This is a genomic window from Bacillus sp. NPDC094106 (genome assembly GCF_044764345.1).
In the GTDB taxonomy this organism is placed as follows: domain Bacteria; phylum Bacillota; class Bacilli; order Bacillales; family Bacillaceae_G; genus Bacillus_A.
Genome location: NZ_JBIWHY010000018.1, coordinates 82,561 through 96,115, shown reverse-complemented (window position 1 = coordinate 96,115; position 13,555 = coordinate 82,561). Strand labels below are relative to the sequence as shown.

The window sequence follows — 13,555 nt, the reverse complement described above, 5'->3', positions numbered from 1 at the left end:
GAAATGAAACTATATGTTTTAGTTTACTTTTTATATTAAAAGTGTGTAAAATCAATGTGATACATGGAAAAAGGGTGGGGAATCAGGTGCAAATTAGCAGTGCAATCTTATGTTTCTTTTTATATGCATATGTTATTATTGCGGCGATCTATTTTGGGATAAGCTTTTATGCATATCGCTTAGCCAATAAACATGAATATGAAGACACATATAAGTGGGTGAAGGGATACTTATCGCCTGTATTAGAAATTATGAATGGTTTTGTTCTTTTTTTATTTATTGGATTAATTGCTTTTTCAACGAGTCTAGTTGGAAATAAGACAACGTTATTTGTAATAGGTATTATTATTTTTATGTTATTAGGTATTCGAATTGGTAATGCTGTGTTTTGGAATGAACGGACAATTGATGGCTGGACAGGTATGCTGATTCCAAGTATGTTAGCTGCCATAGTTACAAATATAGAACATGAATATTACCAGCTTCATTTTTGGTTAATTATTATCTTAACGATTCTTTCTGTTCTGTATATAAGTACAGCATTTTTAACATATTGTGCAAATGAAAAAGGGGATGTAAATGGCGTTCGCTTTTTTAGAATTCGATCATTATTTTGGAGTGTTCCGACAATGCTTGTCATAGGAATTATTGCGGTTGTTGTGAATGGATATCATTTTATCGGATGGCAAGTTTTTTTAGAAACTTGGTGGATCTTTATTATTTCTTTTGGTGCTTTTTTAGGGGCAACGCATTACTTATTTCATCAACACCATTATATATGGGCGCTCTTATTTGTTTTTGCACAGCTCTTGTTTGCCTTTTTTGGACAAGAAACATTATTATTTGTTTTTCAAACGTTTAGTTCGTTTGGGAATATTTTTGTGTTTGGAATGCTTATTTGCGGTATTTCATTTTATTTACAACAGTATTTTTACATACAAAAGCAAAAATAAGTACGGTTCGCTAGTCTTTGTAGCAAATATAAAATATGCTACAATGAAAATAGATTGGACTTGATGTTATTGGAGGAATTCATGTGAGTGAAAAAGAGAAAGAATTTGCTGTCATCGGGCTTGGACGTTTTGGGGGCAGCATTTGTCGTGAATTAGCTCAATTAGGCATGGAAGTAATGGCCATTGACCTAGATGAAGATAAAATTAATGAATTTGCGAACATTGCTTCACACGCTGTAATTGCTGACTCAACAGATGAGATGGTGTTAAAAAGTCTCGGTATCCGTAATTTTGACCATGTTGTGGTAGCAATTGGAGATAATCTAAATGCAAGTATTTTAACAACGCTCATTTTAAAAGAATTAGGCGTGAAAAATATTACTGTGAAGGCTCAAAATGATTATCATGAAAAAGTATTAAGTAAAATAGGTGCTGACCACATTGTACATCCAGAGAGAGACATGGGGAAACGTATTGCAAATAATATTGCTTCAAGTAACGTATTAGATTACCTAGAGCTTTCGGATGAACATAGTATTGTAGAAATTATTGCAAATCAAAAGATTGATGGTCATTCATTAATTGAATTAGATATTCGTGCGAAGTTTGGATTAAACATTGTAGCAATTAAACGTGGTAAAGAAGTTATTGTTTCTCCACGAGCTACAGAGAATATCCAAGCAGGAGATATTTTAATTGTAATTGGTCATGATGATGAAGTAAATCGCTTTAAACACTTCTTACGATAAAGTGAAACTTCCATCAGTAGGGAGCTTCATCCCACACTGATGGAAAGCCCTCACCAATCGGGTATTAACGGGCAGTTATCTCCCATCTATCTTTTCGCTTCTCTTGGAATCATGAGGTGCGAGTCTTACTGCCCGTTAATGCGGAATAAAAGTTTTTTCTCGATACAAAGAGTGTGAGGACAATATTTGTAAGCTAAGTAGTTCTGATACTTTGATGAAAAAACAAAGTAAGAGTTGAATATCTTATGAACTCACAACAGAATTAGCATATGAAATAAAAAAGGCTTGGTTTTAAACTAAGCCTTTTTATTCCATATGTTTTAATGAATGAAAGATCAGCATTATAGATGATCAATATTAAAAGTCATTAATCATGATTATATCATTGATTTAAAAAGACCAACTCGCTATGCGAATTGGTCTTTTTATTACTATGCTATTTATAGTGTTTCTTCATAAAAAAGAACTGCATACTCGGTAGCATTGTCTTTCTTATATCTCCATAATGATTGGTAAAATCATTGGACGACGTTTTGTTTTTTCGTATAGGAATGGTGCTAATGTATCTGTAATCTCATTTTTAATTTCAGACCATTGTGTTGTTTTGCGCTCCATCACCTTTTCTAAATGTGTTGTAATTAATGTTTGTGCATCGTTGATTAAATCGCTGCTCTCGCGCATATAAACGAATCCACGAGAGATGATATCAGGTCCTGCTGCAACTTTAAATTCTTTCATATCGATGCTTACAACTACGATAACAAGTCCTTCTTCAGAAAGAATGCGACGGTCACGTAATACAATGTTACCGATATCCCCAATGCCGTTTCCATCGATATAAACAGAGCCGGATGGGATTTTTCCAGCAACGTTCGCTTCATCTGAACGTAGGGCAAGAACATCACCATTATCCATAATGAAGCAATTTTCTTCTGGAATACCACAATCGTTTGCTAAATTCATATGCATACGTTGCATGCGATACTCACCATGGATTGGCATGAAATATTTAGGTTTAATTAGACGTAGCATTAGTTTTTGTTCTTCTTGTCCACCGTGTCCACTCGTATGAATATTTGAAAGTTTCCCATGAATTACATCAGCGCCAGCACGATATAACATATTGATTGTGCGGCTCACACTAACAGTATTTCCTGGAATTGGTGAAGAAGAGAAAACAACTGTATCGCCAGGAATGATTTGAATTTGACGGTGTGTACCATTAGCAATACGAGAAAGTGCTGCCATTGGTTCTCCTTGACTACCTGTACATAAGATAACAACTTGATTAGCTGGTAGTCGATTTAATTGAGATGATTCTACAAACGTATCTTTTGGACAGCGAATATAACCAAGATTTTGACCAATCTCAATTGCTGCTTCCATGCTTCGGCCAAAAACAGCTACTTTACGATTGTTTTCAACAGCAGCTTCGACAACTTGCTGTAAACGATGAATATTTGACGCAAAGGTTGCGAAGATAATACGTCCTTCCACTTTGCGGAAAATATCTTGAATGCTATCACCAACGCGTCTTTCAGACATTGTAAAGTTAGGGACTTCGCTGTTTGTACTATCGGATAAGAGACAAAGTACACCATCTTTACCGATTTCGGCCATTTTTGTTAAATCTGCAGGTTCACCAACTGGTGTGAAATCAAATTTAAAGTCTCCCGTATGAACAATTTGTCCTTGCGGTGTTTTCACAACGACTCCATAGGAATCTGGAATACTGTGCGTCGTACGGAAGAAGGAAACAGATGTCTTTTTGAATTTAATAACATCATCTTCTTGAATTTCGTAAAGTTTTGCTTTACGAAGTAATCCGTGCTCTTCTAATTTGTTTTTAATTAAGGCGATTGCTAATTTCCCACCGTAAATTGGGATGTTCACTTGGCGTAATAAGTAAGGGATCCCACCGATATGATCTTCGTGACCATGTGTGATAAATAGCCCTTTAATTTTATCTTCGTTTCGTACAAAATAAGTGTAATCAGGAATCACGTAATCGATTCCGAGAAGTTCGTCTTCTGGAAACTTAATTCCAGCATCAATTATAATAATTTCATCTTGAAATTGAACAGCATATGTATTTTTGCCGATTTCACCAAGTCCACCAAGAGCAAAAACGGCAACCTGATCATTTTTTAGGAATTTCATAAATTATACGATCTCCGTTAGTGTTAAATCAGCATTTTGCTTTTCGTATTCAAGATGAGCGCCAGTAACAGACTGAACAAACTCAATATTATATGCGAACTTTTTTAACTTTGTACGAACATCTTTTTCAGATTCAGCCTCTAAATATAAAACTTTTGTATTTTCACGTACTGGAACCTCAGTCATTTTTTCTTGATAAAATACTTTAAAAATCATTGGGAAAACCTCTCCTTGTCTATGTTTTGCATTATCTGTTACCTATTATAAAGCAAACAGTGATGATTTTCATGTTTTTTCGAATGGGAATGAAGAAAAAGCCCGAAATGGGCACCATTTAAGCAATTGTCTTTTTACGGACTAAATCATTTAAATAGCGTTTTAGCTTTTTCTTCAGCTTCTTCAGCATGATTACTCCTTCCTTTCCTTATTTTAAACGTGCATAGGCATTTCATGCTTATGAGTCAGAACTCTTTCCTTCTATAATTCTTAACGATGATAGAATGGGAGTGAGTGGATTGCTGTTTTAATGATTGAATGAGTTTCCGTTCTCCGTATAGGTTATCCCGTATTAACGAACAGTAGCCGCTAGTTATGGATATAGTATGGGAAAGATTAGAAAAGAAAATTCATTCGAACAAATATTAGTACCCTTTTGATAGTATATGCACTTTTTGTAAATAAGGTTAGGAAGGGAACGCTTTCTTCACAGATGTTTAATATGTTATACTTTTTTTTAGAATTTGAAAAGTAATAATCAGAGTAGGAACATAGAAGGGGTAGAAAGGGTTTTGGTAAATGAATGATAAAATTGTCTTTTTTGATATTGATGGAACATTGCTAGATCATGATAAAAAAATCCCGCAATCTACAAGGGAAGCCGTACGTACTTTGCAAGAAAAAGGAGTACATGTAGCAATTGCAACAGGACGTGCTCCGTTCATGTTTGAAGACATTCGTAATGAACTTAATATCCATAACTATGTAAGTTTTAATGGACAATATGTAGTATTTGAAGACGAGGTTATATTTAAAAATCCATTGCATCCAGAGACGCTACGTACTTTTACGTCGTTTGCAAAACAGGAAGGATATCCTCTAGTTTATTTGGATCATGAGGATATGAAAGCAACAATAGAATATCATGACTATGTAAAAGAAAGCTTTGGTAGTTTACAATTTGAACATCCAGTATATGAACCGAGTTTTTATGAAAATCGTGATATTTATCAAACACTTCTTTTTTGCCAAGCAGGTGAAGAAGAAAAGTTTCTTCATGATTACCCAGATTTCCACTTTATCCGTTGGCATGCATATTCGATGGACATTATCCCAAATGGCGGTTCAAAAGCAAAAGGAATTGAAAAATTTATTGAGAAATTAGGATTCAAACGTGAACAGGTTTATGCTTTTGGAGATGGGTTAAATGATTTAGAAATGATTGAAGCGGTAGGAACAGGTATTGTGATGGGGAATGGTCATGAGGAATTGAAAAAGCTTGCAAATTATGTGACGAAAGATGTTAGTGAAGATGGTATCCGTCATGGGTTGCAGTGGGCTGGATTACTTTAAGTAAGAGATTATGGAAACCATTCCATAAAGAAGTGAAATAGATAGTAGTCAAAAAAGCAGAAGCTGTGGCTTCTGCTTTTTTATCGTTCTAGAGGTTTTGCATCCTCAGGAGCTGCAAAAGGATTTTCTTGGTTAATGTGATCATAGAACATTACACCGTTTAAATGATCAATTTCATGTTGGAATACAATCGCTGGTAATCCTTTTAAACGTAATTTCACTTTTTCACCATCAATAGTAGTTGCTGTAACTGTAATTCTTGTATAGCGAGGAACATAGCCAGGCACTTCACGATCTACGGATAAGCAACCTTCACCAGCTGGTAAGTATGTACGTTCAACAGAATGGCTAATGATTTTTGGATTGAATAGAGCGTAGCTATATAATGTTTCATTGGTGTCTGTAACATGAACAGCGATCATTCTTTTTGAAACACCAATTTGTGGAGCTGCTAATCCAATTCCGGGACGTAATTTATATTTTTCAACCATTTCAGGGTTTTGACTATTAATCACAAATTCAATCATTTCTCGTAATATACGCGTATCTTCTTCATTCGCTGGCAGTGGTACTTCTTCTGCTACTGCTCTTAGAACGGGGCTTCCTTCGCGAATTACATCATTCATTGTAAGCATATGTAATCTCTCCTTTCTCCTTTAGTCTACCAAAGGAGATGAAAAAAGTCATGGTAAAGTACATGGAGATTCTATATACATATAGTTTACAGAAGAAACTTTAGAAAAGAATATTTTGAATAGCATGCTTTAGTGATAAATGTTCTTGTGATAAAAAGAAAAGACGGCAAAGCCGCCTGTTCCTTTCCATTCCATAGTTGTTTTGTTTTACATTAACGAATGCAAGCTGCACCAACGATAATTAAAAGGATAAACAACACAACGATTAAGGCAAAGCCGCGGCCAGATCCGCATCCGCCGCCACAAGAACCGCCATAGCCATAGGAAGGATATGAGCAAGTTGGATAACAATATGTGTATCCGTACATGAGATGACCTCCTTTATCAGTTCCCGCTAATATTGCGGTTACTATAATGTATGGAGGGGTAGGTAAGAATGTATGGGCATTTATCTAGAAACGGAAGAAGAGCTTGCATATTTTTATTACAAAGAGAGAAAAACTAAGGAGAATTAAATCGTTTACATATTATTCTATGATCAAAAGTAGGTTAAATAGGGAATAATATAACAGTAGGTTATTGCCTACTAATACAGATGTAAAAATAAAAACACGTAGGTATCGTGGAAAACTTAATGTTCTTCATAAAAAAACGTAACCAAAGTAATTGACATCGTGATTAGAATAGTTGTAAACTAAAAAACGTGATCAAGATTGTATTAATATGTTTCATAAAAAACATTAGTACAGATTGTTAGGTACACAAAATTATTCTCAACCGACAGGTGAGCTTGTTGGTTTACATGGTTGCGTTTTCGGACTAGCCAATTGCTAGTGAAAGCGTTTCAGAATATGGTTCAAGAGAGGAAGAGGTGAACGGAATGGGTACTAAAACAAAAAAGACCCTATTTAATGTTGATGAGCAAATGAAAGCTATCGCAGCTCAATTTGAAACATTACAAATTTTAAATGAAAAAGGCGAAGTTGTAAATGAAGCAGCAATGCCTGAATTAACTGATGATCAATTAAAAGAATTAATGCATCGTATGGTGTATACTCGCGTACTAGATCAACGTTCTATTTCTTTAAACCGTCAAGGACGCTTAGGTTTCTACGCACCAACAGCTGGACAAGAGGCTTCTCAATTAGCAAGTCATTTTGCTCTTGAAAAAGAAGACTTCATCTTACCAGGATATCGTGATGTTCCACAATTAGTATGGCATGGTTTACCATTATACCAAGCATTCTTATTCTCTCGTGGACACTTCATGGGTAACCAAATGCCTGCAGATGTAAATGCACTTGCTCCACAAATCATTATCGGTGCACAAATCATCCAAACTGCTGGTGTTGCGTTAGGTATGAAATTACGTGGTAAAAAATCTGTTGCAATTACTTACACTGGTGACGGTGGTGCTTCACAAGGTGACTTCTACGAAGGTATGAACTTTGCAGGTGCATTCAAAGCTCCAGCAATCTTCGTTGTTCAAAACAACCGTTACGCAATCTCTACTCCAGTAGAAAAACAATCTGCAGCAAAAACTGTAGCACAAAAAGCAGTTGCAGCAGGTATTTACGGAATTCAAGTAGACGGTATGGACCCATTAGCTGTATATGCAGCAACTGCTTTTGCTCGTGAGCGCGCAGTAAATGGTGAAGGCCCTACTTTAATTGAGACTTTAACATTCCGTTATGGTCCACATACAATGGCTGGTGATGACCCAACTCGTTACCGTACAAAAGATATCGAAAATGAGTGGGAACAAAAAGATCCAATCGTACGTTTCCGTGCATTCTTAGAGAACAAAGGCATTTGGTCTCAAGAAGAAGAAGAAAAAGTAATCGAACAAGCTAAAGAAGACATTAAAGAAGCAATTGCTAAGGCTGACCAAGCTCCAAAACAAAAAGTAACTGATTTAATGGAAATCATGTACGAAGAAATGCCTTACAACTTAGCTGAACAATATGAAATTTACAAAGAAAAGGAGTCGAAGTAAGCCATGGCTCAAATGACAATGATTCAAGCAATCACTGATGCTTTACGCGTTGAAATGAAAAATGACCCTAACGTACTTGTATTTGGTGAAGACGTTGGTGTAAACGGTGGTGTATTCCGTGCTACTGAAGGCTTGCAAGCTGAATTTGGTGAAGACCGTGTAATGGATACTCCACTTGCAGAGTCTGGTATCGGTGGACTTGCAGTTGGACTTGCACTTGAAGGCTTCCGTCCAGTTCCAGAAATTCAATTCTTCGGTTTCGTTTACGAAGTAATGGATTCAATTTCTGGTCAAATGGCTCGTTTACGTTACCGTTCTGGTGGACGTTGGACTGCTCCAATTACAGTTCGTTCTCCATTTGGTGGTGGCGTTCATACTCCAGAATTACACGCTGATAGCTTAGAAGGATTAGTTGCACAACAACCTGGTCTAAAAGTTGTTATTCCATCTACTCCATACGATGCAAAAGGCCTTTTAATTTCTGCGATTCGTGACAACGATCCAGTTATCTACTTAGAGCATATGAAATTGTACCGTTCATTCCGTCAAGAAGTACCAGAAGGCGAATACACAGTTGACCTAGGAAAAGCTGATGTTAAACGCGAAGGTACAGATGTATCTGTTATCGCATATGGTGCGATGGTACACGCTGCATTAAAAGCTGCTGAAGAACTTGAAAAAGAAGGTATCTCTTTAGAGGTTGTTGACTTACGTACAGTTCAACCATTAGATATCGAAACAATCATCGCTTCTGTTGAAAAAACAGGCCGCGTAGTTGTTGTTCAAGAAGCTCAAAAACAAGCTGGTATTGCAGCAAACGTTGTAGCGGAAATTAACGACCGTGCAATCTTAAACTTAGAAGCTCCAGTTGTACGTGTTGCAGCTGCTGATACAGTATTCCCATTCTCTCAAGCTGAGAGCGTATGGTTACCAAACCATAAAGATATTGTTGAAGCTGTTAACAAAGTAATGAACTTCTAATTTTAGTTTTTCATGTGCAAAAGAAATCAGCACATGCTGATTTCTTTTGCACTTATTCCATAATAATGATATAAATCAGGGGGCTGAATTCCGTGGCATTTGAATTTAAACTACCAGATATCGGTGAAGGTATCCACGAAGGTGAAATCGTAAAATGGTTTATTAAACCAGGCGATGAAGTAAACGAAGACGATGTACTTCTTGAAGTACAAAATGATAAAGCAGTTGTAGAAATTCCTTCTCCAGTTAAAGGAAAAGTACTTGACATTCTTGTAGAAGAAGGTACAGTAGCAGTAGTAGGAGATGTTCTTGTTAAATTTGACGCTCCTGGATATGAAAACCTTAAATTTAAAGGTGACGATCATGACGAAGCTCCAAAAGCTGAGGAAGTAAAAGAAGAAGCTCCAGCAGCGGCAGCTACTCCAGCAGCAACTGAAGAAGTAGTTAATGAGCGCGTAATTGCTATGCCATCTGTTCGTAAATATGCACGTGAAAAAGGTGTAGACATTCGTCTAGTAGCTGGTACTGGTAAAAATGGTCGCATTGCAAAAGCTGACATCGATGCATTTGCAAATGGTGGACAAGCAGCAGTAGCAGCAACTGAAGCTCCAGTAGCGGCAGAAGCTCCAGCAGCAAAAGAAGAAGCACCAAAAGCACAACCAATTCCAGCTGGTGAATACCCAGAAACTCGTGAGAAAATGAGCGGTATCCGTAAAGCAATTGCGAAAGCAATGGTTAACTCTAAACACACAGCTCCTCACGTAACATTAATGGACGAAATAGATGTAACAGAACTTGTTGCTCACCGTAAAAAGTTCAAAGCTGTTGCAGCTGACAAAGGTATTAAATTAACTTACCTTCCATACGTTGTAAAAGCGTTAACATCTGCATTACGTGAATACCCAATGTTGAACACTTCTTTAGATGATGCATCTTCAGAAATCGTTCATAAACATTACTTCAACATCGGTATCGCAGCTGATACAGACAAAGGTCTATTAGTACCAGTTGTTAAAGATACAGATCGCAAATCTATCTTCACAATCTCTAACGAGATCAATGAACTTGCTGGTAAAGCACGTGACGGTCGCTTAGCTCCAGCTGAAATGAAAGGTGCTTCTTGCACAATTACAAACATTGGTTCTGCAGGTGGACAATGGTTCACTCCAGTTATTAACCACCCAGAAGTAGCAATCCTAGGTATCGGCCGTATTGCTGAGAAACCAGTTGTGAAAAACGGTGAAATCGTTGCAGCTCCAGTATTAGCATTATCTTTAAGCTTTGACCATCGCTTAATTGACGGCGCAACTGCTCAGAAAGCATTAAACCAAATTAAACGTCTATTAAACGACCCACAATTATTAGTAATGGAGGCGTAATAAACAATGGTAGTAGGAGATTTCCCAATTGAATTAGATACAGTCGTTGTTGGTGCAGGTCCTGGTGGATATGTTGCAGCAATTCGTGCAGCACAATTAGGACAAAAAGTAGCTATTATTGAAAAAGCTAATCTTGGTGGTGTATGCTTAAACGTTGGATGTATTCCTTCTAAAGCATTAATTAATGCAGGTCATCGTTATGAGAATGCAAAACATTCTGATGACATGGGTATTACTGCAGAAAACGTAACAGTTGACTTCACAAAAGTTCAAGAATGGAAAAACGGCGTAGTTAAGAAATTAACTGGCGGTGTAGAAGGCCTTCTAAAAGGTAACAAAGTTGAAATCATTCGTGGTGAAGCTTACTTCGTTGATGCAAACACATTACGCGTAATGACTGAAGATGCAGCTCAAACGTATACGTTTAAAAATGCTGTTCTTGCAACTGGTTCTACACCAATCGAAATTCCTGGATTCAAATACTCTAAACGTGTTCTTAACTCAACTGGTGCTTTAAGCTTACCTGAAATTCCGAAAAAGCTTGTTGTAATCGGCGGCGGTTACATCGGTATGGAATTAGGTACTGCATATGCAAACTTCGGTACTGAAGTTACTGTATTAGAAGCTGGCGATGAAATCTTAGCTGGTTTTGAAAAAGCAATGAGCCAAGTTGTTAAACGTGCCCTTCAGAAAAAAGGTAACGTAACAATCCATACAAAAGCTATGGCTAAAGGCGTTGAAGAAACTGAAAACGGCGTAAAAGTTAGCTTCGAAGTTAAAGGCGAAGTACAAACTGTAGAAGCAGATTACGTATTAGTAACTGTAGGTCGTCGTCCAAATACTCAAGAAATCGGTCTTGAACAAGTTGGAATTAAAATGACTGACCGCGGTATAATCGAAATCGATGAACAATGTCGTACAAACGTATCAAACATCTATGCAATCGGTGATATCGTTCCTGGACCACCATTAGCTCACAAAGCTTCTTACGAAGGTAAAGTAGCTGTTGAAGCAATTAGTGGACATGCATCAGCAATCGATTACATCGGAATTCCAGCAGTATGCTTCACTGATCCAGAATTAGCATCTGTTGGTTACACTAAGAAACAAGCTGAAGAAGCTGGAATGACAGTAGCAGTTTCTAAATTCCCATTCGCTGCAAACGGTCGTGCATTATCATTAAATAGCACAGACGGTTTCGTACAACTTGTAACACGTAAAGAAGATGGTCTTCTTGTAGGTGCACAAGTTGCAGGTGCAGGCGCTTCTGACATTATCTCTGAGATTGGTTTAGCTATCGAAGCTGGAATGACAGCGGAAGATATCGCTCAAACAATCCATGCTCACCCAACATTAGGTGAAATCACAATGGAAGCAGCAGAAGTTGCTCTTGGAATGCCAATTCACATTGTAAAATAATATGAAATAAAAAAGAACCCGTCTCTTATTTTTAAGAGACGGGTTCTTTTTTATTTCATGAATCATTCTTTTAAAGCCTTAGTATGGTTAGCAAGGTCATTATGTGTGTTTGTCGAATGAATATATAATGAATGTACGTAACTTGAGTAGCAATGCACTAGACTCACCTTTGAAAGAGAAGTACATCTTTTCGTATTATGTCATTGATTGGATTTCAATCCCATATATTATAATAAAATAGGGCATGTCAAAGGAGACGGTTCCATGAAAATCATACATGTTATATTTTATCATTTCCTTTTATGGAGTGGGTTTTCTATTGTGTTATTATTATCGAACGGTGATAAGTTCCATTATAAAGTGATGCTCTTTTTCGTATTCCTTTATTTAGCATATGTAATTGCTTATATTATTCTCAGTGTAAGAAAGCAGGCTCTGTTTCTTACTTGTGCGAATAGTATGCTATTTTTAATGATATCTTTTCTTTTATAAAAGTTAACGTTTATAAAAATACATTGTTCTTCCATTAAATAATTGTAATTCCCCCTCTAATTTTTTCGCTAAAAAACGGCAGAACTCATTTGCTTTTCCTTTATCACCAAACGTTGCAGTAGAAGGTAAAGAAAGTTGAATAAAAGTTTGCTCGTTTTCTGTTCCAATCCCTACATAAATAGAAGAATATCGATCATGACTAGATTTCAGTTCCAGCGTCGTGTCTGATGTATTGAGTATCTCGTAAGGAAAAGCAAAGTTTGCATATGCATAACTAACTTGGATGCCAGTTTGAGAGGTGATTTTTTTGTAATACTGAAAAAGCTGCTTTACATCTTCCACTGAGACAGATTGCTGCTTAGATTTAGGTACAAGTTTAATAAATGCATGTTGCATAAAAGGTTTCCTCCTGACTTCATGTATGTTGTTATTTTAACACTGTTATAAATTTTTTGACAATTAAAGGGATCTATCTTTTTTTGTTTAATATATATGAGTAGAGAGTATTATTTAGAAAGGAGGAAGTAAATGTTTGAAAAATTGTATGATGAACATGAAAGTGTGCAGGTACGTTTTTTAGGGTTTATGACACATGAAAATCGCTATGATTTTGGAGTCATCTATACAAATATGTTTTTTGGGAAGCCTCTTGTGGTTTGTATGCAAACAGGACGAGCGACTCTCCTTGGACCAGATGATGTAGAAAATGTTCAACATTTACAAGAAGTTTTCAAACTAGGATCAGAGGAAGAGGCTGATGATTTAGCACAATTTTTTAAATTTCTTGTTCCACATACTTCCTTACATGCGGAGTATGAAGAATAAATAAGAAGAAACAGTCGTACTTATATGATATGGCTGTTTTTTTGTGTTATTATCTCATACTAATATAAATTTTAAAAAATAAATGTGCTATACTCAAAAACCTATTGACGTAAAAAGTATAACATATTAAAATAAAGATAGAAAGTTAAGCGGTTACAAAAAAGTTTTTGGGATTATAAACTTAGGGGGAAATGAAAAATGGGAACAATCGTATGTCAAGATTGTGAAAGTACAATTGCACACTTCGAGGATGAGAAAGTAACAGTACTTTACGGGAAATGTGGATCTTGCGGATGTGATCACAAGGAGCATACAACGGCCCAGTAATATATAGGAATCTTGCAACTAAAAAAGTTTTTAGGACCATAAACTTAGGAGGAAATAAAAAATGGGAACA

The 13,555-nt window shown here is 36.4% G+C and carries 15 protein-coding genes; 10 read left to right on the top strand and 5 right to left on the bottom strand.

Going from position 1 to position 13,555, the window contains the following annotated elements; translation table 11 throughout:
• The first annotated feature begins 86 nt into the window (after positions 1–86).
• Both ACIQ7L_RS22500 and ACIQ7L_RS22495 read left to right on the top strand, forming a co-directional pair.
• Positions 87–953: a cytochrome C oxidase assembly protein gene (locus tag ACIQ7L_RS22500; protein WP_400571784.1), complete on the top strand. Its 867-nt coding sequence runs from the start codon at positions 87–89 to the stop codon at positions 951–953.
• Between the two features lie 83 nt (positions 954–1,036).
• Complete coding sequence (locus ACIQ7L_RS22495) at positions 1,037–1,702, top strand: potassium channel family protein (RefSeq protein ID WP_400571783.1); 666 nt, start codon at positions 1,037–1,039, stop codon at positions 1,700–1,702.
• 492 nt (positions 1,703–2,194) lie between these two features.
• On the opposite strand, the gene rnjA is transcribed toward ACIQ7L_RS22495, so the two are convergent.
• Positions 2,195–3,862, bottom strand: coding sequence for a ribonuclease J1 (gene rnjA / locus ACIQ7L_RS22490; RefSeq protein WP_400571782.1), 1,668 nt, complete (start codon positions 3,860–3,862; stop codon positions 2,195–2,197).
• Positions 3,863–3,865: 3 nt separating this feature from the next.
• A complete protein-coding gene (locus ACIQ7L_RS22485; RefSeq protein WP_400571780.1) occupies positions 3,866–4,078 on the bottom strand; it encodes a DNA-dependent RNA polymerase subunit epsilon in 213 nt (70 codons plus the stop codon).
• Positions 4,079–4,657: 579 nt separating this feature from the next.
• Between ACIQ7L_RS22485 and ACIQ7L_RS22480 the strand changes: the two genes are divergently transcribed.
• A complete protein-coding gene (locus ACIQ7L_RS22480) occupies positions 4,658–5,431 on the top strand; it encodes a Cof-type HAD-IIB family hydrolase (RefSeq protein ID WP_400571778.1) in 774 nt (257 codons plus the stop codon).
• Positions 5,432–5,511: 80 nt separating this feature from the next.
• Here the strand turns inward: ACIQ7L_RS22480 and def are convergent, their stop codons facing one another.
• Together def and ACIQ7L_RS22470 are read right to left on the bottom strand one after the other, a co-directional pair.
• Complete coding sequence (def, locus tag ACIQ7L_RS22475; protein ID WP_097895000.1) at positions 5,512–6,066, bottom strand: peptide deformylase; 555 nt, start codon at positions 6,064–6,066, stop codon at positions 5,512–5,514.
• 212 nt (positions 6,067–6,278) lie between these two features.
• Positions 6,279–6,434 carry a YjcZ family sporulation protein gene (locus ACIQ7L_RS22470; protein ID WP_097895001.1) on the bottom strand — a complete coding sequence of 52 codons (156 nt, stop codon included), beginning with the start codon at positions 6,432–6,434 and terminating at the stop codon, positions 6,279–6,281.
• A gap of 512 nt (positions 6,435–6,946) precedes the next feature.
• Between ACIQ7L_RS22470 and pdhA the strand changes: the two genes are divergently transcribed.
• The 5 genes from pdhA (at position 6,947) to ACIQ7L_RS22445 (ending at position 12,333) form a co-directional block, all read left to right on the top strand.
• On the top strand, positions 6,947–8,062 hold the full coding sequence (pdhA, locus tag ACIQ7L_RS22465) for a pyruvate dehydrogenase E1 component subunit alpha (RefSeq protein ID WP_400571775.1): 1,116 nt from the start codon (positions 6,947–6,949) through the stop codon (positions 8,060–8,062).
• 3 nt (positions 8,063–8,065) lie between these two features.
• Positions 8,066–9,043 carry a pyruvate dehydrogenase complex E1 component subunit beta gene (gene pdhB / locus ACIQ7L_RS22460; RefSeq protein WP_097895003.1) on the top strand — a complete coding sequence of 326 codons (978 nt, stop codon included), beginning with the start codon at positions 8,066–8,068 and terminating at the stop codon, positions 9,041–9,043.
• Positions 9,044–9,135: 92 nt separating this feature from the next.
• The gene (locus ACIQ7L_RS22455; protein WP_400571773.1) at positions 9,136–10,422 is read left to right on the top strand and encodes a dihydrolipoamide acetyltransferase family protein; all 1,287 of its coding nucleotides are present in this window, start codon (positions 9,136–9,138) and stop codon (positions 10,420–10,422) included.
• Between the two features lie 6 nt (positions 10,423–10,428).
• A complete protein-coding gene (gene lpdA / locus ACIQ7L_RS22450; protein ID WP_400571771.1) occupies positions 10,429–11,841 on the top strand; it encodes a dihydrolipoyl dehydrogenase in 1,413 nt (470 codons plus the stop codon).
• Positions 11,842–12,105: 264 nt separating this feature from the next.
• Positions 12,106–12,333 carry a hypothetical protein gene (locus ACIQ7L_RS22445; protein WP_400571769.1) on the top strand — a complete coding sequence of 76 codons (228 nt, stop codon included), beginning with the start codon at positions 12,106–12,108 and terminating at the stop codon, positions 12,331–12,333.
• A 3-nt stretch (positions 12,334–12,336) separates the two neighbouring features.
• Here ACIQ7L_RS22445 and ACIQ7L_RS22440 read toward each other — a convergent pair whose 3' ends face one another.
• Positions 12,337–12,729: a DUF1885 family protein gene (locus ACIQ7L_RS22440; protein WP_097895007.1), complete on the bottom strand. Its 393-nt coding sequence runs from the start codon at positions 12,727–12,729 to the stop codon at positions 12,337–12,339.
• Positions 12,730–12,861: 132 nt separating this feature from the next.
• On the opposite strand from ACIQ7L_RS22440, the gene ACIQ7L_RS22435 reads away from it, so the two are divergent.
• Together ACIQ7L_RS22435 and ACIQ7L_RS22430 are read left to right on the top strand one after the other, a co-directional pair.
• Positions 12,862–13,158 carry a DUF3055 domain-containing protein gene (locus ACIQ7L_RS22435; protein WP_097895008.1) on the top strand — a complete coding sequence of 99 codons (297 nt, stop codon included), beginning with the start codon at positions 12,862–12,864 and terminating at the stop codon, positions 13,156–13,158.
• A gap of 198 nt (positions 13,159–13,356) precedes the next feature.
• A complete protein-coding gene (locus ACIQ7L_RS22430; RefSeq protein ID WP_097895009.1) occupies positions 13,357–13,485 on the top strand; it encodes a GapA-binding peptide SR1P in 129 nt (42 codons plus the stop codon).
• Positions 13,486–13,555: the final 70 nt, after the last annotated feature.